The sequence below is a fragment of the Francisella persica ATCC VR-331 genome (assembly GCF_001653955.1).
GTDB classification, from domain to species: domain Bacteria; phylum Pseudomonadota; class Gammaproteobacteria; order Francisellales; family Francisellaceae; genus Francisella; species Francisella persica.
This window is the reverse complement of sequence record NZ_CP013022.1, coordinates 34,713-55,207: the sequence shown is the minus strand read 5'-3', so window position 1 is coordinate 55,207 and position 20,495 is coordinate 34,713. Positions and strand designations below refer to the sequence as shown.

Sequence of the window (20,495 nt, the reverse complement as noted above, 5' to 3'; positions counted from 1 at the left end):
TTTGATATCCTTATACAGATATTTTTGCTCTGATAGCATGGTGATAGTTATAGTTTTCAAACTCAAAATCTTCGTATTTATAATCAAAGATAGAGTTTGGTTTTCTTAAAATCTTTAATATTGGTAGATTTAAGGGTTCACGATTAAGCTGTTCATTAACTTGCCCAATGTGGTTGTTGTATATATGACAATCACCACCTGACCAGATGAACTTGCCAACATTAAGATTACATTGCTGTGCAACCATATGCGTTAGTAGTGAATAGCTGGCAATATTAAATGGAACTCCAAGAAAAGCATCAGCACTTCTTTGTGTAAGCATACATGATAGTTTATTATCCGCGACATAGAATTGAAACATGGCATGACAAGGTGGCAGGGCTGAATTACCTTTTGCAACATTTTCTTGTGGAGAGATTTTTTCTGATGGTACAACACATGGGTTCCAAGCTGAAACTATAATTCTACGTGAGTTTGGGTTTGTTTTTAGCATTTCAATTATTTTAGCAATTTGATCTATACCTTGACCATTAAAATCCCGCCATTGTTTGCCATAGATAGGACCAAGTTCGCCATCTGCTGTTGCCCATTCATTCCAAATTCTAATCTTGTTATCATTAAGGTATTTAATATTTGTACTACCACTTAAAAACCATAATAGCTCATAGACAACACTAGGAATATGAATTTTTTTTGTAGTTACTAGCGGAAAGCCTTTTTGAAGATCAAAACGCATCTGATAGCCAAAAATGCTTCTTGTCCCAGTGCCAGTTCTATCACTCTTTAAAACACCGTTTTCTTTAATATATTTAAGGAAATTTAGATATTCTTGCATTTATTGTTTCCTTGTTTTGATAAATACTGCAATTAGGATTACAGCTCCTAGTAGTACCATTGGAATTGATAGTATTTGCCCCATAGTCATCCAATTGAAAAATATATAGCCATATTGTGGATCTGGCTGCCTAAAAAATTCACAGATAAACCTAGTGCAACCATATAAAAGCATGAAAAGCCCAAGCACAAGATAACGCGGTTTTTGCTTGATAGTAACAAGCCATAGAATAGTAAATAGTACAACTCCCTCAAAGAAAAACTCAAATAGCTGTGATGGATACCTTGGTAGTGGTCCACCAGTTGGAAAAACCATGCCTATTGGTGAGTCTGTAACCCTACCCCAAAGTTCACCATTGATAAAGTTACCTATCCTACCAGCGCCTAAGCCAATTGGTACAACTGGTGCAACAAACTCGCCTAAATCAAAGGAATTTGCACCAATCTTACGTGCAAATATTGCGAATGCTATAAGTACACCAATAAATCCACCATGGAATGACATCCCACCATCCCATAAGAAAAACATTTGTGCTGGGTTATGGAAATAATAAGGAAGATTGTAGAAGATAATATAGCCAATCCTACCACCAAGAATGACACCTAGTGCCACATAAAATGTCAAATCGCCAACTTGTTGTGGTTTGATAGGAGCCCACGGTTTAACTTTTGCTCTATATCTAGTTAAGTACCAACCAGCAAAGATACCAAATAGATACATCAAACCATACCAATGGATCTTTATAGGGCCAAGTTGCAATGCAACTGGATCGATATGAGGATATTGTAGCATTGTAAAACCTTATTCTATATTAGTGCTTGAGATTTAAAATCAATCGCAGGTGAATAGTTTATGTATTCGGGCTTAGCTTGATTTTGTTTAGTTTCTTTTTCAGCTGGTTTTTCTTTTTTATTATTTTTTGTAGTAGTTTGCTTTTCTTTTTTAGGTTTAGTTTCATTAGCTCGATTAGTTTCTTTAATTACTTTTTCTGGCTTTTCTTGCTCTACTATAACATCTGGTATTGTTGTATCATCAAATTTATCAACAACACTTAAAGATTCTTCAACTGCTACAGCTGAGAATTGCTCAACTTCAACAGTTTGATTTGATTTAGCTATTTGGTTAAGCAGAGCTATTTCACTATCTACAGATACAGTATCAAACTTTAAGTATTTGTTAGTTTTAATTTTCTCTTTGGTAGCTATCTTTGTAGCGCCATCATCCTTTAGACTATCATAGTTCTCTAAGACATCTTTAACCATTACAGAGATAAACTCGTCAGGATTTTTAGAAATCACCTTTTTGACACTCTCAGTTTTTGTAACAGCTGTTTGATTTTGATACTTAAGTTTTGTAATATCAATAACTTCTTCAGCATTGTTTAGATTGAGATTATTGCTTCTATTGTTGTGGTTATTTGATTTTTTATCAAACTTATCATTGTTTGATTTATTTTTATTACGCTCATTTTTATCATTACTATTATTGGTATTGTGACCGTTGTTATAATTAAGCTGGTTATTATCTTTTTGTAGCTTATTTTCCTGAGCTGTTTGTGGTTTTGCTACTTTATTATTTCTATTTTTATTACGCTCATTTTTATTATTGTTATTATTACGCTCATTGCGCTGGTTATTATCTTTTTGCGACTTATTTTGTTGCTGCTTTTGGAAGTTTTGTCCTTTGTTTTGTTGTTTTTGAGCTAGATTATTAGCTTGTTTAGCAGCTTTAGAATCAGTTGCAAATATACTACTAAATAGCTTAGCAAAGAAGCCTTTTTTCTTAGCTTGTTGATTTACAGCATCTTGTTTTTTATCATTTTGTATAGCTTTACTTATTTGAGTGTCAGTTTGTGGCTTTTGCTCTTGAGTACTGCTAGTAGTTAGATTTTCCATGGCTTTATTAAAATCCACAGCAGCAACTTTTTTTTTGCCAGCTTTAGGAATTTCAATATTATAAACATCTTCTATTAATTCTGAACTAGTGCGATTTGATTTATAGCTAGTACCCCAGATTCTCTGCATTTGAAACTTTGGTGACTCCATATTAAAGTTAGGGATAATCATAACCTTAACTTGAGAAATTCTCTCGATCTCAACTATACTGTCTCTTTTCTCATTTAAAATATACGCAGCAATATCTACAGGAACTTGGACACGAATTTCGTTAGTATCTTCTTTGATAGCTTCTGCTCTGATTTTACGCAGGATGGTAAGTGCTGTAGCTTGAGTAGTTTTGATAAAACCATGACCTTCACAACGTGGACATTTTTGCATTACGCTTTCGTTAATTGAAGAACTTAAGCGTTGTCTTGATATCTCAACTAGTCCAAGTTTAGAAATGCGTGACATTTGGATACGCGCTCTATCTTGTTGTAGTGCTTCCATTAGTTTTTCTTCAACTTGTTTTCGATTTGGGTAGAAAGACATATCAATAAAGTCAACTATAACAAGACCACCTAAGTCTCTGATTCTAAGTTGACGAGCGACTTCTTCTGCAGCCTCTAAGTTAGTTTTAAACGCTGTAGTTTCTACATCTTCAGCTTTGTTAGCACGAGATGAGTTTACATCTATTGCTACAAGTGCTTCTGTAGTATCTATTACGATAGAACCGCCAGATGGTAGGCGAATTTCTCTTCTATAGGCATTTTCTATTTGTTGATCAATTCCAAACTGAGCAAATAATGGTAATTCTTCGTTGTATAGTTTTACTTTATTTATATCAAAGCTTTGTCTAAGTAAACTAAGTTGTCTTTTGACATCTTCAAAGCATTCTTTAGAATCAACAATAATTTCTTTTACATCTTCTTTTAAATGATCTCTAATTGTTCTTACAATAATGTCACTTTCTTTATGTAATAGTGCGGGTTTTTTGATTCTATGGTAAGCTTGAGAAATAGATTCCCATAATTCAACTAGAGTACAAAAATCATGTTTTAATTCTTCAAAAGAGCATTCAACGCAGGCGGTTCTTGCTATTACACTCATATTTTTTGGGATATTTAATTCCTTTAGATATTTTTTTAATCTTTCTCTATCTTCGCCTTCGACACGACGAGAAATACCACCAGCATCAGAATTGTTTGGTAGTAACACCATATAGGAGCCAGCTAGGGTTATAAATGTAGTCAATGCCGCACCTTTATCGCCACGCTCTTCTTTATCTATTTGAACGATGAGTTCTTGTCCTTCTAAAAGCAAAGGCGCGATATTATCGCCATTTGGAACATCTTTTAGATAATATTCTGATACTTCTTTAAACGGTAAAAAACCATTTTTTTCTTCACCATAGTTAACAAATATAGCATTTAAGCTTGGCTCAATTCTTGAAATGTAGCCTTTGTAAATATTTGCTTTCTTTTGTTCTCTATCAATATTCTCAATATCTAGATCTATTAGTTTGCCATTATCTAATGTGGCAATTCTTGTTTCTTCACCACTTTTACTGTTTATTAGTATTCTCTTCATTTGTTATTAATTCCTTCAATAAATATAAATCATAGCTGACTGTTTAACGAGTCAACTCGCTTTTGACCGTTAAGGTCTTTCTTAATAAATCGCGAGATTTTTAAGCTAATTTCTCTAAGAAATTGACAAGATTTACCATCTCTAGTCAGTTGCTTAATTTTGTTGCGATTTTGTTAAAGTACTATGTACACAATTATTTGATATAATAGCAATATTAGCTATTAAATAAAAGAACTATTAATTTCTAATGAATCTTATTTACTTGGATTATGCTGCGACAACTCCACTTAGTCAAATTGTAAAAAAATCTATGTTAAATTCAATAGCTAGTGATGGTGATTTTTTTAATTCTGGGTCATCAACATATCAGCAAGCAGAAATTGTTAGTAATAAAATTGAGCAGGCAAGGGCTGAAATTGCTCAAACTTTAGCAGTGTTACCAAGAGAGATTATTTTCACTTCAGGAGCAACTGAGTCAAATAATCTTGCGATAAAAGGAGTGGCATACGCTTATAAAAATAAAGGTAGACATATAATAACCTCAAAAGCTGAGCATAAGGCAGTATTGGATGTTTGTAAGTTTTTAGAGACACAGGGTTTTGAAGTTACATACCTTGATGTCAATCAGTTTGGTGAAGTTGATTTGAAGCAGCTTAAAAAATCTATCACACCACAAACAATACTTGTAAGCTTAATGGTTGTAAATAATGAGCTTGGGACACAAAATAATCTTATGGAAATTGGTAAAATAACCAAGCAAAATGGAGTATTACTGCATGTTGATGCTGCCCAAGGTTATGGTAAAGTTGATATAGATGTCAAAGCGATGAATATTGATTTGTTATCAGTGTCTGGACATAAGTTGTATGCACCAAAGGGTGTTGGTTTTCTGTATCTAAGATCAAAACGACCCAAAGTTAAGCTTATAAAGCAAATACATGGTGGGACTCAAGAGTTTAATTTACGTGCAGGAACACTGGCAACTTATCAGATATTTGCACTAGCTACAGCTGCCAAAGAGATGTTTGTTAAAAAAGAGCAGAACTTTGAATATGTGTCAAAAATGCAGCAGATGTTTTTAGGGATTATTCATAAATTGGCTAATATAAGAATTAATACAGATCTTGAAAATAGTTATCCAGGTATTTTAAGTATTACATTTTTAGGAGTAAAGGGTGAAACATTATTAGCGCTAGTTGATGGGGTTTGTATGTCAATGGGCTCGGCATGTAATTCCCATGCAGTTGAGCCTTCACACGTCTTAAGTGCTATAGGTTTGACAGCAGTTGAAGCAGAATCAACGCTTAGAATATCTTTTGGGCTACAAACAACTCAAGTACAAGTTATCCAAGCAGCTAATTTGCTAAAAGAAAAAGTACAACTTTTGCGAGCTTTATCCCCACAAGGAGAAGTAAATGTATAATGAATTAGTAAAGCAGCTTTTAACACAAGTTAAGTTTGAAGATAGTATTATCTTAGCAGAGCAGGCTAAATATAGTATTAGCGATAATTTTTCAACAGTCGAGATTTATATTTGTGATAAAAGAGTATCATATAGGATTTATGGTGATGCGTATAGCTTAGCTATGCTTAAGTGGCTTCAGATTAGTTTGCAAAATAAACAAAATCTGAGCCAAATTTCTTTAGAAAAGCTAATAGCAGATTTTGATTTACCACAAGTTAGGTATAGAGATGGACTACAAATAATTCAGCTTATTGAGAAAGTAAATGCAGCATCTATATGACTTTTATATATTACATCAGCGCAAATATAGAGAAAATTCACTACTTGTGAGCGTATTTACGCGTGAGTTCGGCAAGCTCTCGGTATTAATAACAATTAATAAAAAAAACGCTAATTTATATCAGCCACTAGTTAAACTAAAAGGACAAATTAGCCTTGCTAAAAAGGCCGATGGTCTAGGTAAAATTTATAATATTGAGTTTATTGAGTCATTTTACCAAAAATCATATATAAACTTATTGTCACTGCAGTATATTAATGAGCTTATATATTTACTTTTAAATTATTCTCATGAAGAAGATATTCTCTTTGATAAATATGATTTTATTTTAAGAAATATCGATGAAGCTAATTATAGATACTTATTAAGAATGTTTGAGCTTGAGTTATTAAATAGTCTTGGTCATGGCATTTATGTTGATAATGATATTAATGGGATATCAATACAAAATAATTGTAGCTACACTATACTTCCTAATGGGTTTAGAAAAGATCTTAGCTCAGCTATCAATAGTATCTCTGGCAGAAGTCTTAAGAAAATAAATCAACCGCTAAGCTTGTGGTCAAATGATGATCTAAAAGCAATTTCTAGAGTTACTCGAGTATGTATTGATTATGTTTTAGCTGGTAAGCAGTTAAAAAGTAGGAAACTTCTTGTAGATTATTTAAACCTTAAAAAGTAGATTTTAGACTTAAGAATTATTTAAATAAAACTTGTTAAGTAACAAACTAAATCTTACTAACTAATGGCTGAGAAATTGTTGATTTAAGCAATAAAAATTTTACAATAAGTTAACTGTGCTTATCGAATTCGTTGTTTTCTTAGTTTTAAAAGTTACATTTTGGCAAATGAGTTAGTGGGCTTGTTGAAGTACTCAATGCTTTTGTAATATTAAATCAATAGTCTTGCTGTTTTTATTGACGATCAAGTAGTTTGTTTTTCAAAACTTTGATAAAAGATATTGTCGGTGGTATCAAAGAAACAACAACAATAAAAATGATAAATAAGCCAAAATATTTTTTAACAAAAGCATTATTACTAAAGAAAAATGCCAAATACACAATAGAATAAACCCAGATAAATGCACCGATAATACCTATTGCCACAAATTTAGTATATTTCATTAGTGCCATACCAGCTGTAAAAGGCATAAATGTACGTACAAGTGGTGTAAACCTAGCAAGTATAATAGCTGTTGGACCGTACTTGTTAAAGAATTCTTGAGCTTTTAAAAGATACGCAGTCTTAAGAATTTTTGCATCATCTTTAAAGATTTTTTTACCAATCATACGACCTAAGAAATAGTTACAAGAATCTCCACAAACTGCAGCTGATACTAATATTGGCGTTACTAGGTGAACATTAAGAGTTGTCGCAGCTCCAGTAAGACCTATGGCAAAAAGTAATGAATCACCTGGTAAAAAAGGAGTTATTACAATTCCAGTTTCACAAAAAATGACTAAAAAAAGCAGTAAGTAAGTCCAGTCACCTAGTATATTTATATAAGTGCTAATAAATTGATCTAGATGCAAGACTATATTTAATAGCGCCGAGATTGTATCCATGAGTTATGCTTTTGAATGTTTTGTCGTTAGATTATAAAAAAATAATTTCTAAAGGTTAAGTTCTTTTTGCTTTTATTTTATTGATAATACTTTTAAGTAGCATTTGAATAATTACAACAATTACTACCATAGCGATTAAAAGGCTTAGATTTTGTTTAACAAATTTGTTATTACTAAAGAAGTATACAGTATAGGTTATAGAAAAAGACCATATAATTGCAGATATTGTTCCTAATGTGACAAATTTAGCATAATTCATTCTGCTTACACCTGCTACAAAAGGAGTAATGGTTCTAACAAAGGCAATAAAACGTGAGAAAATTATCGCTTTTGTGCCATGTTGTTCTAAAAATTCTTTTGTTCTAATCAAATAAACTTTCTTGAGAATTCGTGCATTATTACTAAAGAGTTTTTCGCCAATAAATTTACCAGTGATATAGTTGCACGAGTCACCGATTATAGCACCTAAGCATATCGCTAAAACTGCTAAATGAATATTGATACTTGTAGCAGCGGCTGTTATACCAATTGTAAAAAGTAATGAGTCACCCGGGAAAAATATACCTAAAACAATTCCAGTTTCACAAAAAACGATAAAGAATAATAAAATATAAAACCACACACCTAAAAGGTCAATAAAATAATTTATATACTCATTAAAATGTATAATAAAATCAAACATTGTATCTTACTCCGGTTTGATCTTTATTGATAAAGCATGAATATATGGCATTAAATCTTCAACAGCTTTAAATATTTGCTTGTGTGACTGGATTTTTGTTATTGTGCTGAGTTTTTGAGAGTTTATATTAAGCACGAAATAATACTTGCCTTGAGTATAGCTTTTATGTTTTACATGCTTATGTGTTTCATCAATTACTTCAATTATAGCTTGAGGTTCAACTTTGGATAATATTTGAGTTTTGATTTGATCTGCTACAGTAGTACTATCCATAGTTATAATATCCTCGTAGGTGTAATAATTAAATCAAGCTTAATATCATGTATATCTATGATAATAGCATTATTTTGCTGTTCATCAAAGGCTATACCTATAGTTAAAGGGTATTTATGAGTTTTTTTAAAGCTTAAGCTATAGTCATAAAAACCTCCACCCATACCCATTCTAAATTTATCACTAGTAAAACCAACAATCGGTACTATAATAATATCAAGTTCCCAAGCTGTAACTATATCTTTAACAGAGTATAGAGGTTCTTTGATTTTATATTTATTTAAGTAATAACTTTTAGAGTCTTTAGCAAACCAGAGTCCATGTTTTGTAAATGGATGAATTATAGGTAAATAGATATTTTCAAAATGACTGTTAATAGTTTGAGTATCTATTTCATTTTTTAGCGATACAAAACTAGCTATCTTGGGATTAGTAAAATTTACTTGTATGTAACTTATCAGTTTAGAACTGATTTGCTCGCTAAGATAGGTTTTGTTTGTAAGAGAATTTCTAATATTTAAAAGCTGCCTACGTATTTGATTTTTATCCATGACTGCAAGTATGAAAAAAATTAGCTGTCCAGATTCACGTTTTAGTCCAATATCCTTGATCCCTATGGTATCAAGGTGGGTGCCATAGCTTAAACGTTGGGCTCCTTTGTCAACGCTAGAGCATCAAAGCTTGATCTCTAGTCAAAACACTAAGGCTCACTTTTCTAAGTAGTGTCGATACAAGATTGTAACTAAATTACTAATAACCCAGACAACTAAACTCTTGATTACAAACTTATTATAAATCACGCTAAATACTCTTTGGATAATTTTATACTAAAAGTTTGTAGATATATTTATTGAATTTGGAGTTAAATGCTTTTCTTTTGCTGATTAAGTATTTGACTGTTGCTAACTATTAGCTGCTTTTAACTTTGCTTTGAGCAGAATATTTCAAAAAATACCTATAACTAATTATCTAGATACAGTAAAATATTTAACGAGATAAATAAAATAAAATTATGATTTCTATGAAAAAAGAAAAACCTAGTTTTGAAGATGTAGCAGAAGCACTTAAAGTAATGCAGGCTATAAGCTCAGCTTCTGAAGCCCATGGTTTACTTTGTGCCTTATTTAGTTTTGGTGCTGAAGTTAAATTTACAGCTTGGTCAGATTCTCTAATGACCAAGCCAATTGAAGATGGTGATTTGATTGCTAGTTCAGCTTTGAAAACTATGAAAAAACTTTATTATTACACCAAATCTCAATTCGATGAAAAAGGTCTAAGCTTTGATTTATTTATTCCAGCAGATAATAAGCCGTTAAGTTATCGAGCTGAAGCTCTTACATCTTGGATAAGATGGTTTCTATCAGGAGTAGGTTTATTTGGTTTGGATTTTGAGAATTTAAAATATCAAGAAATCAAGGAAGCAATTAGTGATCTGATGAAAATCTCATATATGGACTATGAAGCTTTAGGTGAAGATGAAGGTTGTGCAAAAGATTTTATTGAGTTGGTTGAGTATACAAAAGTAGCAGTTTTACTTATTGATAGTGAAAAAATTAGGTATCAACATGAATACTAAATATGATGTGGCAATTGTCGGAGGCGGAATAGTTGGTTTATTTACTTCTCTAGCTCTAGCCAAGACTGGATGTAAAATTATTCATATTGAAAAAGATCAGTTACAAGTAAAAAATGATAATAGAAGTATTGCGGTGTCTTATTCATCAATAGCTTTTTTAAATACTCTTGGTTTGTGGGATAAGGTTACAAGTAAACCTCAAACTATTAAAAAAGTTCATATCTCAGATAAAGGTAGTTATGGCAGAGCTGAGATATTTGCTAAAGATGAAAATTTGCCATTTCTAGGAGCTACTGTGCCAATGCAAGAGCTTCTGACAGTTGCCTTACAAAGTGTTGCTGATAATCCAAATATTGTTAAATCTTTTGAAACAAAAGTTGTTAGTTTAAATAAACACGATTATAAGTATTCTTTAGTAGTCAAGCAGCAAGGAGAGACTAAAACTATAGAAGCACAGCTAATAATCGCTTGTGATGGCGCAAACTCAAGTTTAAGAAAAATGCTAAATGTCGCAGTCAAGGCAACTGATTATCAACAAGATGCACTTGTTTTTGATATTCAAACTGACCTTTATAATGATAATACAGCTTTTGAAAGATTTATGACCGATGGGATATTAGCAATGTTACCTAAGGCAAAAACTGCTATGGGCTGTATTTGGACTATTGATAGAGATAAATCACAAGCAAAGTTAGCCTTAGATAATAAAGAGTTTGAGCAGCTAATCCAAGATCGCTTTGGCTACAGATTAGGAGAAATTAGACTTACTTCAAAACCCGAGGTTTTTCCTTTATATCTTGTCCAAGCTGAGCAAGTACATAAAGACAATGTGCTTTTTTTTGGTAATGCATTACATTTTTTGCATCCAGTATCTGGTCAAGGAATGAATCTAAGTATACGAGATATTGGTTTTTTGTATGATTTGCTTGCAGAGAGTGATTTTTCACAGAACTCAATTGAAGCTGTTTTAGTAGAGTTTGCCAAAGTTAGAAAACCAGATCATGATAGAACAATTTTTATCACTAATGGTTTTGTAAAATGGTTTGTATCTAATGATGCTAAGTTAGTTGCAAGTAGAAATGCTGGTTTACATCTGTTACAAAGAAGCAAGTTAGCTAAAAAAGTTCTATCAAGAGTGATGATGGGTAAGCTTAGCAAAGGCTCAACTCTAATGAGAAAGGTGGTTGAGGATGAGTGTTAGAAATGTTCAAAAAGATGCTGTGATTGTCGGTGGTGGTATGGTAGGCTTAAGCCTTGCTTTAGCATTGCACCAAAATGGTTTGTTGGTTGCGCTTATTGAAGCAAAAAAGATTAATAATAAGCCTTTAAGAGCTGATAGAGTCGAAACTAGAGTTAGTGCTATAAACCATACCTCAAAAAGTTTTTTGCAACAATTAGGTGTCTGGTATAGTATTAAAAATAAGCGTATATCACCATATTATCAAATGCGCGTATGGGATGATATTCCTAGTGAAAGTATCAATATTACCGCCGAAGAAATAGCCGAGCATAGCTTAGGATGTATTGTTGAAAATGATATAATAATTGCCGCTCTAATAGAGAAGGTCAGTGCTACAGGTATTGAGATTTTTGCTAATCAAAAAATACATAAAATCCAAAGAAATGTTAATACTGAAAAAATATTTTTAGCTGATAAAATCATTGAAACAAGTTTAGTAATTGGTGCAGATGGTGCTAACTCTTTTATTCGTAATTATTTTAATTTTGAAACTAAAGTTAAACCGTATAAACATACTGCTATTGTTGCAACACTTAAGCTTGAAAAAGACCATCAGCAAACAGCATATCAGCGTTTTTATGATAAAGGTGTACTAGCGTTTTTACCATTAGTAGATGCAAACAAAGCTTCAATAGTTTGGTCTGTAAAGACTGATTATGCTAATTTTCTTATGAGTTTACTAGATGAGAAGTTTGAGATAGAACTTACTAAGGCAATTGATAATAGTTTTGGTAGTCTTAGCTTACTATCAAAAAGGTTTAGTTTTGAGTTAATAGAGCGTCATGCTAAGAGTTATATGCAAAACAATGTGGTATTAGTAGGTGATGCAGCACATACAATTCATCCATTAGCAGGGCAGGGAGTAAATATAGGTTTTAAGGATGCTATTGCACTAACTCGAGTTTTGAGTGATGCTTTTGCAAAAGGGCGTTTAATTGGACATATTTCAACATTAGATAAATATCAGCGTGAGCGTATGTTTGATAATACTAAGATGCTAGCTTTGATGAATGTATTTAAAGAAGTCTTTGCTAGTGATAATCAATATCTCAAAAAAGCGCGTAGAGCTGGACTAGAATTTGTTGATAAGAATAGTATTTTAAAAAGTTTAATGGTAAAGCAAGTCTTGTAAGCTCAAGAGAAAATGAAGCAATATGGAAAACGAAATATTAGATGTAAAAAGAAAGTATTTTTAGAGTTTTATAATCAAGATGGTTTAGAAGAGATTATTAAAAATATAGATACAATAGTAACAAAGTTTAATAAAAGATAAGAAAGTTACTATGTTGATTTACTCAAGATGAATATTCTCACAAGTAAGCTACTTGCAGACCAAATTATCCAAATGAATACTATGATAGATGAAAATTTTGATCCTGAAAATGATGAGGGTGAATTACTTAGTAAATGTTTTTAATATGCTAGTTTTTGTTTGACTTTTTAAAAAATAGAAGTTCTCTTACTTATAGTAAGTTTTAAATGACTTATCAGATAAAGATTTGTTAAAAAAATTCTTAATGACTATGAGTCATATAAAAGAAATAAAAGTAAATTTAAGAGACACTAAAAATATTAGTTTTTATTAGTATAAGGTTGTTGATGAAAACAGATGATTTTAATTATAAATTACCAGAAGAATTGATCGCTAGATACCCATTAAAAAATCGTGATGCTAGTAGGTTACTAAAGTTAAATAAGCAAACAGGTGAAATAGCTGATCATAAATTTACTGATTTTATTGATTTTATAACGCCAAAAGATTTACTTATTTTTAATAATAGTAAAGTAATGTTGGCTCGTTTGTATGGTAGCAAAACTACTGGAGCAAAGCTTGAATACCTTATAGAAAGGATCAAAACACCAAAAGTCTTTGAAACACATATCAAAGCTAACCGTTCACCAGCTATTGGCAGTGAAATATATATTGAGGATACATTAGCAAAAGTTTTAGACAAAGATGGTGTTATGTATCTACTTGAGCTACAAGGCGACAAAGATATTTATCAGCTGATGGAAGAGTTTGGTCATATTCCATTACCACCATATATGAAGCGCGAAGATGAAGAGTTTGATGCTGAGCGTTATCAGACTGTATATGCTAAAGATTTAGGTTCAGTTGCAGCGCCTACAGCTGGTTTGCATTTCTCACAACAGCTAATGCGGCAGATAAAAGCTAAGGGTGTTGGTATTGCTTATATAACTCTACATGTTGGTTCTGGAACTTTCAAACCTGTCAAAGTTGATGATATTGAGAGTCATAAAATGCATGCTGAGGTAATATCTGTACCAGCAGATGTGTGTCAAAAAATTCGACAAACAAAAGCAAATGGTGGTAGAGTCATAGCTATAGGCACAACTTCTGTACGCTCACTTGAGACAGCAGGACAAAATGGTCAGATTGAAACTTATCAGGGGGAGACAGATATTTTCTTATATCCTGGAAAAAAGTTTAATGTTATAGATGCGGTGATTACAAACTTTCATTTACCAAAGTCTACTTTGATTATACTTATAAGTGCTTTTGCCGATAAACACAAAATTATGCAAGCATATCATCATGCAATAGCAAAAAAATATAGGTTTTTCAGCTATGGTGATGCAATGTTTATTTATTAAAAATATAATTTCTATAGATTTACATATCTTTTGAATATTAACTATAAATTGATAGGTTCCCATGTATATGGGAATAGCAAATATTTTAGATTATTAAGGAGAAAAATGAAAAATAAAGCATTCTTTTTTGATATCGATGGTACTTTAGTATATGAAAATAAAGGGAAACTTTTTGTTTCAGAGAAAAATATTCAAGCAATAAAAAATCTCAGAAAACGAGGTTATAAAACTTTCATAGCTACTGGTAGGACGCAAGGCTTTATTCCATTAGCGGTTCTTGAGTTACCTATGGACGGCTTTATTACTGCTAATGGCTCAGTTGTAAGAGTCGGCGATAAACTTGTTTATGAGAAACTTTTCCCCCAAAGTGCTATAGATAGTGTTTTAGAATTCTGTGAGAAACACAATCATGACTGGCTCTTTGAGGGTAAGTATGCCTATGTAAATAACCTTGAATCAGAGGATCTTGAATATTTTTATAATACTGTTATTGTCAATAAAGATAAAATTATTACGACACACAATCTATATAATGTTACAATCTATAATGCTTTGGTTTTAGGTAGAAATGTCGATGTTGTTGCCTTACAGCATACACTCGGCGATGATTATATCACAGCTCCACATAATGAGCATGGTTATGTTGATTGTTATTTAGCTGGGCATACAAAGGCTAATGGTATTGATAAGGTAGTTGAGTATCTAGGCTTAGAAAACTATGAGACTTATGCTTTTGGTGATGGTAATAATGATCTAGAGATGTTTGATAGAGTTGATGTTGCCATTGCAATGGAAAATGCTTCACCACAACTAAAAGAAAAAGCCAATTTAATCGCTAAAACAAATTATAATGATGGCGTTTATTATGCTCTAGTTGAACTAGGCTTAATTTAAAGCATTACATCATTTAGATGATTAATTGACTAAAGGAGAATAAAAATGAAAAAACTTCTAGTTATAGCTATTATTAGCATTGTCTGCATCATATGCTAAATATAATACGTATTAATGGTAGTGATTATATCTCTACAAATATTGGTACTATATTAATACTTATGTTATCTCAGATGCAAATGATCCTAATAAATTCGTAAAAAAATGTGAGCTTATTATCAAGGGTTATAATAAAGATAAAACCACAATTTACATATGATACTAAGCTTATTTTTGCATAAACAGATTATATTAGATAAGTTTGAGAAAACTAATGTTTCTAATGAGCAGTATGATTTTTAAGGTTCGACAGTATTTACAAAAGTAATCACAGAAGTTATTGTATACAAGGATTTTGTTCGTATGAATAATAAAGGAACGCAGCGTTGAAAAAAGAGTTTGGTAGTGGTTCTAGGTTACCAAAGACTTTGAGATATATTGTAAAGGTGTTGGACTTGTGACAGAAATTATTTAGCTATTCATATCAGGATATAGGAGAGAGTTATCAAAAAGATGTAACAGTTTATCTATTAAGTTAAAGCTAAATAATAATTTTATATCAACTTTCTTTATAAGGCTTTGTAAATACTAAAATGTAAAACAGAGGTGCAGTTATCAAAGCAAAGGTATATTTTATTACTAAAGTTGAGATTACTATTTCAACAGCGTAATCCAGTGGTAAAATTCCAGCAAATCCAAACCCATAAGTAATAAAAGTTGTATCAAGTATTTGTGATATTAAAGTTGAGCCAGTATTTCTAAACCATAGCCATTTTATATCAGAACTATAGCTTTTTATTTTCGAGTAAATAAGTACATCAAAAAGTTGAGATATCAGATATACTATATTACTAATAGTCACAGCTTTTAAAGCTATGCCATTGATAGAGAAAAATAAATTAAGTGCTTTATTAGCATCATTATAGAAAGGATCATCTAAACTAGTAAATAATGTAGAGATAAACATTAAAAACATAAATGATATCCCAAAGAAAATTGACTTTAATATAGCTTTACGCGACTCTTGTCGACCATATTTTTCGTTGAGTAAATCATTGGCGATAAAAATACCTCCAAACATAACATTACCAAGTGTTGCAATAATATGAAATCCAGCGATATCATAAGCAACACCTTTATTAACTTGGATATTTGCAGCTATTATACTTACAACAATAAATACATGAATTCCTTTTTTACCAAAAAGCTTGAAAGATAAAAATAGAATTAAGAAATCAATAAACGTGAATAATATTAAAAGTTGAAAATTAGTCATTTGCTTTCCTATAGTTTTGTTAACCCTGGATAGTTACGAACAGGGGATTAAAAATCTGCTATAATATAGCAAAATAGTTTATCAATAACAAATAAATTTTTGATAAGGAGTTTGGATACGCTTTGCTAATGTAATGTTGCTTGTAAAAGACTTAGATAAGTCTGTAGATTTTTATACAAGTGTGCTAGTAATGACAGTGCAGTAAAAAACTGATAATATAGAGTATAAGTATACTTTAGCCTTTCTAGGTTATGTAGATATATCTAACCATACAGTTCTAGAATTGACATATAACTGGAGTGATTATGAGTATTCAATGGGACTGTTTTAGACATTTATGAAAAAGCTTAATGAATAAAGACAGATTAAATATATTAATTATAAGAGGCTATTACAGTAAGAGTGATAGCGTTGAGCATGTTGATGTTGATGGTATAAAAGTTAAGGTAACTACAGTAGCCTTGGGACGCCCTATTTTTGTAAGAAGAAAATTAAAGCTGATTATCAATAAATACAAGATTAGTGCAGATAACTATGATCTAATTTATGCGATATCAATGTCTGCTGGAATTTCATCATTAATAGATGAGGTACTATATCAGAAGCTTCACTTGATTACACCATTTTTTATTCATCATAAAACTATGCGTGTACTTGGTAAGGTCAAGATTAGGAAAATGCTTGGAGCATATTTTTTATTATTAATGAATGGTAAACTAGGTAAGTTTCATGAGTCTATTCGGATTACCTTAGCAGAGAATGATCAAATCGTTGATAATCAATTTTTTGAGAGTAAATGGGGTAATGTAGGTTGTATCAAAAATATCGATCATACTCTTACCAAGGAAATTGTCGAAGAGATTATCCGCAAAGATATTGATAATCTAAGAAAAGAAGTTTTTGGTGAGTTAGCTTTACCCTCGTGAGAAAGTTGAGTGATGCAGTAGCCAATATATTAGCAACCCCCAGATACCAAATACTAAACCAACTAAAATCCAAATATTTTTTGGTAACAAAATAGTTGTAAGCCTTCTTTCTAAAACTTTGGGTATATCTTTGGCTAGTCCTAGTCCACAGAAAATGTGAATCAAAACATTAAAAATTACGATTATAGGTAAAGAGTTGTTTATTAATGTTGCTGATATAGTGTTGATATCCATGTATAAACCTTTAAAAAATTATTTTTGCGTGTTCTTTAGCATGATAAGAATTTTGATAGTAGTTTCGAATAATCTCAATAACCTCTTCAATAGTATCAACAAGGTGTAAAATTTTAAGATCATTTTTATCTATAACACCATTTTCTATCATTGTTGTTTTTATCCAATCTACTAACCCTCCCCAGAAATCTTTACTAAAAAGAATAATTGGCATATATGCTTTTTTTTTAGTTTGAACAAGAGTTGCAGTATCAAAAAGTTCATCCATGGTGCCAAAACCTCCAGGCATTACTATATAAGCCATAGAATGCTTAATGAACATTGCTTTTCGAGTAAAAAAATATCTATAAAGTAGGCTAATATCTTGGTATTTATTAGGAGTTTGTTCATGTGGTAGAGTTATATTTAATCCTACACTATAGGAGCAACCCAAAGAAGCTCCTTTATTACTTGCTTCCATAATGCCTGGGCCACCACCTGTAATTATTGTAAAACCATGGTTAGATAGTTTTTCTGCTATTTTAACAGCTTCTAAGTAATATCTATTATTCTCTTTTAGTCTAGCTGATCCAAATATGCTTATAGCAGGAGTAAGTTTATCTAGGCGTTCATATCCTTCTACAAGTTCGGATGTTATTTTCATAATATTCCAAGTTTCTTTAGCTCGATCAAAGTTTACTTCGCCATTATTTGTAGGAACTATTTTTTTATTTTTACTATTCATAAATTATTTCTCTCATCAAATTAGTCTAGTGTTTTATTTTATTATTAATTATAATTATAATATACTACTTTGAAATATTATTTGTACTGCATAATCAAGTTGAGTGAATTCTAGTATTTAGATTAATTTTTTTAAAAAACATTTGCAAAGGAGAGTTTAATGGGTTTTCTAGTAGGAAAAAAAATATTAATTACAGGGCTTTTAAGTAATAAGTCAATTGCTTATGGTATCGCAAAAGCTATGCATAGAGAAGGAGCTGAGCTTACTTTTACTTATGTTGGCCAGTTCAAAGATAGAGTAGAAAAATTGTGTGCAGAATTTAATCCAGCAGCAGTTTTGCCTTGTGATGTAACTTCTGATCAAGAGATTAAGGATTTATTTGTAGAGCTTGGTAAAGTTTGGGATGGTCTAGATGGCATAGTTCATTCTATAGCTTTTGCACCGCGTGACCAGTTAGAAGGCAATTTTATTGATTGTGTAACTCGTGAAGGTTTTAATATTGCTCATGATATCAGTGCGTATTCTTTTGCGGCATTAGCTAAAGAAGGTCGTAGTATGATGAAAAATCGCAATGCTTCTATGGTAGCACTTACCTATATTGGTGCAGAAAAAGCTATGCCAAGTTATAATACTATGGGCATTGCTAAAGCATCTTTAGAAGCCACAGTTAGATATACTGCTTTAGCTTTAGGTGAAGATGGTATTAAAGTGAACGCTGTATCAGCAGGCCCTATCAAAACTCTTGCAGCTTCTGGCATCTCAAACTTTAAGAAGATGCTTGATTATAATGCTATGGTTTCTCCACTTAAGAAAAATGTTGATATTATGGAAGTTGGTAATACCGTAGCGTTTTTATGCTCAGATATGGCAACTGGTATAACAGGAGAAGTCGTCCATGTGGATGCTGGCTATCATTGTGTGTCTATAGGTAATGTTCTTTAGTTCTATCTTTTCAAACAAAACCACTACTAAATTTAATCTTTACTATGATCATGTATCATAATTTCTTATATTATTAAATATTATTAGTTTTTTTTATTTATAATAATCTTTGATATGGCCTATCAAAGAGATAAAAGGTCATTATATGAATAAAAATATTTTAAAATTTGGTTCTTGTATCTATGCTTACTATAGGTGTTTCACGTAGTATTGCTAAAACTTCACCACAGTGCTTGAGTTTTACTTTGCAGTTATTGGGCTCTAGATTAATAGATGCTGGTGGTGGACCTATCTTAAGTTTGGTTAATCTGGCTCTCGTTTAGAAGATTTATAAATAATTAATGTAACGCATTTTTATGCTGATCATTTTGAGATTTATATTATATTTTATTATGGTGTAGATATGTAAGCGTAGATCGTTGGTTTTAAAAAAATTTTATCAAACAGAAATAAATCAAATTTCTCTATCTAAGCCCAATTTTGACAAGATCATGCATAGTTATTATGCCTAGTATATTATGATCTTCATCTATTACAGCTAAACTTGTAATTTCATATTTTTCCATTTTTTCGAGGGCGGTTACAGCCATTTCTTCTTTAGAGATGGTTTTAGGTTTTTTTGTCATGACTTCACAGATAGCTCTCTGAGAATTGAAACTCTCAGCTTCAAACATTCTTCTTAGGTCGCCATCGGTGAAAATACCTAAAATTTTGCTATTTTCAACAACTAAGGTACTTCCAACGCCTTTATCACTGATTTCTAATATTGCTTTACGGATATTATCTGTCGGCTTAACTATTGGTATCTCATTACCTTTACGCATAATATTTTCAACTTTTAAAACTAGTTTTTTACCTAAGGCACCATTAGGGTGTGAGAAAGCAAAGTCTTTTGCTGAAAAGTTTTTTGCCTTAAGTAATGCAATCGCTAAAGCATCACCTAATACTAAAGTTGCTGTAGTGCTTGATGTAGGAGCAAGGTTAAGTGGGCATGCTTCTTTATCAACATTTAGATTAAGAGTAACATCACTATTTTTAGCAAGCATAGATTTTGGATTACTAGTCATAGCAATTATTGGAATATCAAGGTATTTTAGCATCGGCATTAATCCCATGATTTCTGATGAGGTTCCAGAGTTGGAAATAGCTATTAATACATCACTTTTGGTAATCATACCAAAATCGCCATGTCCAGCTTCACCTGGATGTACAAAGAAAGCAGGTGTGCCAGTACTAGCAAGTGTTGCAGCCATTTTTTTACCGATATGACCTGATTTTCCCATACCTGTTATTATTACTCGACCTTTATTACGACTATTTTTTAAAATGATTTCACATGCTTTTTCGAAATTCTCATCAATAGAGTTTTTTAATTTTTCTAACGTTTCTATTTCTAAACGAAATGTTTCTACAGCATTTTTAATATGTTTAGTCATTTTAATCTCCAAATAATAAAGCTTT

Annotated in this window: 21 protein-coding genes, 1 other RNA gene and 3 pseudogenes; 13 read left to right on the top strand and 12 right to left on the bottom strand. The window is 31.5% G+C overall.

What is annotated here, in order from left to right:
* Positions 1-10: 10 nt before the first annotated feature.
* The 3 genes and pseudogenes from FSC845_RS00315 to FSC845_RS00305 form a co-directional block, all read right to left on the bottom strand.
* Positions 11-835, bottom strand: a complete 825-nt coding sequence (locus FSC845_RS00315; protein ID WP_064461286.1) for a thymidylate synthase — start codon at positions 833-835, stop codon at positions 11-13.
* Positions 820-1,627: pseudogene (gene lgt, locus FSC845_RS00310) on the bottom strand (prolipoprotein diacylglyceryl transferase). The gene FSC845_RS00315 and the pseudogene lgt overlap by 16 nt, the downstream one beginning before the upstream one ends.
* 14 nt (positions 1,628-1,641) lie before the next feature.
* Positions 1,642-4,302, bottom strand: coding sequence for an Rne/Rng family ribonuclease (locus FSC845_RS00305; RefSeq protein ID WP_064461284.1), 2,661 nt, complete (start codon positions 4,300-4,302; stop codon positions 1,642-1,644).
* Between the two features lie 247 nt (positions 4,303-4,549).
* Between FSC845_RS00305 and FSC845_RS00300 the strand changes: the two genes are divergently transcribed.
* From FSC845_RS00300 to recO, 3 genes are read left to right on the top strand one after another with little or no spacing between them, the layout of a single operon-like run.
* The gene (locus FSC845_RS00300) at positions 4,550-5,725 is read left to right on the top strand and encodes a cysteine desulfurase family protein (protein ID WP_064461283.1); all 1,176 of its coding nucleotides are present in this window, start codon (positions 4,550-4,552) and stop codon (positions 5,723-5,725) included.
* Positions 5,718-6,047 carry a hypothetical protein gene (locus tag FSC845_RS00295; protein WP_064461282.1) on the top strand — a complete coding sequence of 110 codons (330 nt, stop codon included), beginning with the start codon at positions 5,718-5,720 and terminating at the stop codon, positions 6,045-6,047. Before FSC845_RS00300 ends, FSC845_RS00295 begins: the two co-directional genes overlap by 8 nt.
* Entirely contained in the window at positions 6,031-6,729 is a 699-nt protein-coding gene (recO, locus tag FSC845_RS00290) for a DNA repair protein RecO (RefSeq protein WP_064461281.1), read from the top strand. Before FSC845_RS00295 ends, recO begins: the two co-directional genes overlap by 17 nt.
* 232 nt (positions 6,730-6,961) lie before the next feature.
* On the opposite strand, the gene FSC845_RS00285 is transcribed toward recO, so the two are convergent.
* The 5 genes from FSC845_RS00285 to ssrS all read right to left on the bottom strand — a co-directional run bounded on the left by FSC845_RS00285 (position 6,962) and on the right by ssrS (position 9,335).
* Entirely contained in the window at positions 6,962-7,612 is a 651-nt protein-coding gene (locus tag FSC845_RS00285) for a VTT domain-containing protein (RefSeq protein WP_064461280.1), read from the bottom strand.
* 55 nt (positions 7,613-7,667) lie between these two features.
* On the bottom strand, positions 7,668-8,294 hold the full coding sequence (locus FSC845_RS00280) for a VTT domain-containing protein (protein WP_064461279.1): 627 nt from the start codon (positions 8,292-8,294) through the stop codon (positions 7,668-7,670).
* A gap of 6 nt (positions 8,295-8,300) precedes the next feature.
* Positions 8,301-8,567 (bottom strand): BolA/IbaG family iron-sulfur metabolism protein, encoded by a 267-nt coding sequence (locus FSC845_RS00275; RefSeq protein WP_064461278.1) that lies wholly within the window; start codon positions 8,565-8,567, stop codon positions 8,301-8,303.
* A gap of 2 nt (positions 8,568-8,569) precedes the next feature.
* Positions 8,570-9,118 carry a 5-formyltetrahydrofolate cyclo-ligase gene (locus FSC845_RS00270; protein WP_064461762.1) on the bottom strand — a complete coding sequence of 183 codons (549 nt, stop codon included), beginning with the start codon at positions 9,116-9,118 and terminating at the stop codon, positions 8,570-8,572.
* Between the two features lie 21 nt (positions 9,119-9,139).
* Positions 9,140-9,335: non-coding RNA, 6S RNA (gene ssrS / locus FSC845_RS00265), on the bottom strand.
* A 253-nt stretch (positions 9,336-9,588) separates the two neighbouring features.
* Between ssrS and FSC845_RS00260 the strand changes: the two genes are divergently transcribed.
* From FSC845_RS00260 to FSC845_RS00235, 6 genes and pseudogenes are all read left to right on the top strand, one after another.
* Positions 9,589-10,143, top strand: a complete 555-nt coding sequence (locus FSC845_RS00260) for a UPF0149 family protein (RefSeq protein ID WP_064461760.1) — start codon at positions 9,589-9,591, stop codon at positions 10,141-10,143.
* The gene (locus FSC845_RS00255; RefSeq protein ID WP_064461277.1) at positions 10,133-11,344 is read left to right on the top strand and encodes an FAD-dependent monooxygenase; all 1,212 of its coding nucleotides are present in this window, start codon (positions 10,133-10,135) and stop codon (positions 11,342-11,344) included. Before FSC845_RS00260 ends, FSC845_RS00255 begins: the two co-directional genes overlap by 11 nt.
* Positions 11,334-12,515 carry a UbiH/UbiF/VisC/COQ6 family ubiquinone biosynthesis hydroxylase gene (locus FSC845_RS00250; RefSeq protein ID WP_064461276.1) on the top strand — a complete coding sequence of 394 codons (1,182 nt, stop codon included), beginning with the start codon at positions 11,334-11,336 and terminating at the stop codon, positions 12,513-12,515. Before FSC845_RS00255 ends, FSC845_RS00250 begins: the two co-directional genes overlap by 11 nt.
* Positions 12,516-12,537: 22 nt before the next feature.
* Positions 12,538-12,969: pseudogene (locus FSC845_RS00245) on the top strand (hypothetical protein).
* A gap of 13 nt (positions 12,970-12,982) precedes the next feature.
* Positions 12,983-13,999, top strand: a complete 1,017-nt coding sequence (gene queA / locus FSC845_RS00240) for a tRNA preQ1(34) S-adenosylmethionine ribosyltransferase-isomerase QueA (RefSeq protein ID WP_064461275.1) — start codon at positions 12,983-12,985, stop codon at positions 13,997-13,999.
* A 105-nt stretch (positions 14,000-14,104) separates the two neighbouring features.
* A complete protein-coding gene (locus tag FSC845_RS00235; protein WP_064461274.1) occupies positions 14,105-14,893 on the top strand; it encodes a Cof-type HAD-IIB family hydrolase in 789 nt (262 codons plus the stop codon).
* A 598-nt stretch (positions 14,894-15,491) separates the two neighbouring features.
* Here FSC845_RS00235 and FSC845_RS00230 read toward each other — a convergent pair.
* Positions 15,492-16,208 (bottom strand): queuosine precursor transporter, encoded by a 717-nt coding sequence (locus FSC845_RS00230; protein WP_064461273.1) that lies wholly within the window; start codon positions 16,206-16,208, stop codon positions 15,492-15,494.
* A gap of 115 nt (positions 16,209-16,323) precedes the next feature.
* Between FSC845_RS00230 and FSC845_RS06780 the strand changes: the two are divergent.
* Both FSC845_RS06780 and FSC845_RS00225 read left to right on the top strand, forming a co-directional pair.
* Positions 16,324-16,530, top strand: a pseudogene (locus FSC845_RS06780) (VOC family protein); the annotation flags it as partial.
* A gap of 28 nt (positions 16,531-16,558) precedes the next feature.
* On the top strand, positions 16,559-17,134 hold the full coding sequence (locus FSC845_RS00225) for a hypothetical protein (RefSeq protein ID WP_064461272.1): 576 nt from the start codon (positions 16,559-16,561) through the stop codon (positions 17,132-17,134).
* Here FSC845_RS00225 and FSC845_RS00220 read toward each other — a convergent pair.
* Both FSC845_RS00220 and FSC845_RS00215 read right to left on the bottom strand, forming a co-directional pair.
* Complete coding sequence (locus tag FSC845_RS00220) at positions 17,123-17,368, bottom strand: hypothetical protein (RefSeq protein ID WP_064461271.1); 246 nt, start codon at positions 17,366-17,368, stop codon at positions 17,123-17,125. The two genes, FSC845_RS00225 and FSC845_RS00220, sit on opposite strands and share 12 nt — an antisense overlap.
* A 10-nt stretch (positions 17,369-17,378) precedes the next feature.
* The gene (locus FSC845_RS00215; protein ID WP_064461270.1) at positions 17,379-18,092 is read right to left on the bottom strand and encodes an LOG family protein; all 714 of its coding nucleotides are present in this window, start codon (positions 18,090-18,092) and stop codon (positions 17,379-17,381) included.
* Positions 18,093-18,251: 159 nt separating this feature from the next.
* On the opposite strand from FSC845_RS00215, the gene FSC845_RS00210 reads away from it, so the two are divergent.
* Positions 18,252-19,034 (top strand): enoyl-ACP reductase FabI, encoded by a 783-nt coding sequence (locus FSC845_RS00210; RefSeq protein WP_064461269.1) that lies wholly within the window; start codon positions 18,252-18,254, stop codon positions 19,032-19,034.
* 182 nt (positions 19,035-19,216) lie between these two features.
* Positions 19,217-19,357, top strand: coding sequence for a hypothetical protein (locus FSC845_RS07690; RefSeq protein WP_156507913.1), 141 nt, complete (start codon positions 19,217-19,219; stop codon positions 19,355-19,357).
* Positions 19,358-19,498: 141 nt separating this feature from the next.
* Here the strand turns inward: FSC845_RS07690 and FSC845_RS00205 are convergent, their stop codons facing one another.
* Complete coding sequence (locus tag FSC845_RS00205) at positions 19,499-20,470, bottom strand: KpsF/GutQ family sugar-phosphate isomerase (RefSeq protein WP_064461268.1); 972 nt, start codon at positions 20,468-20,470, stop codon at positions 19,499-19,501.
* Positions 20,471-20,495 lie beyond the last annotated feature (25 nt).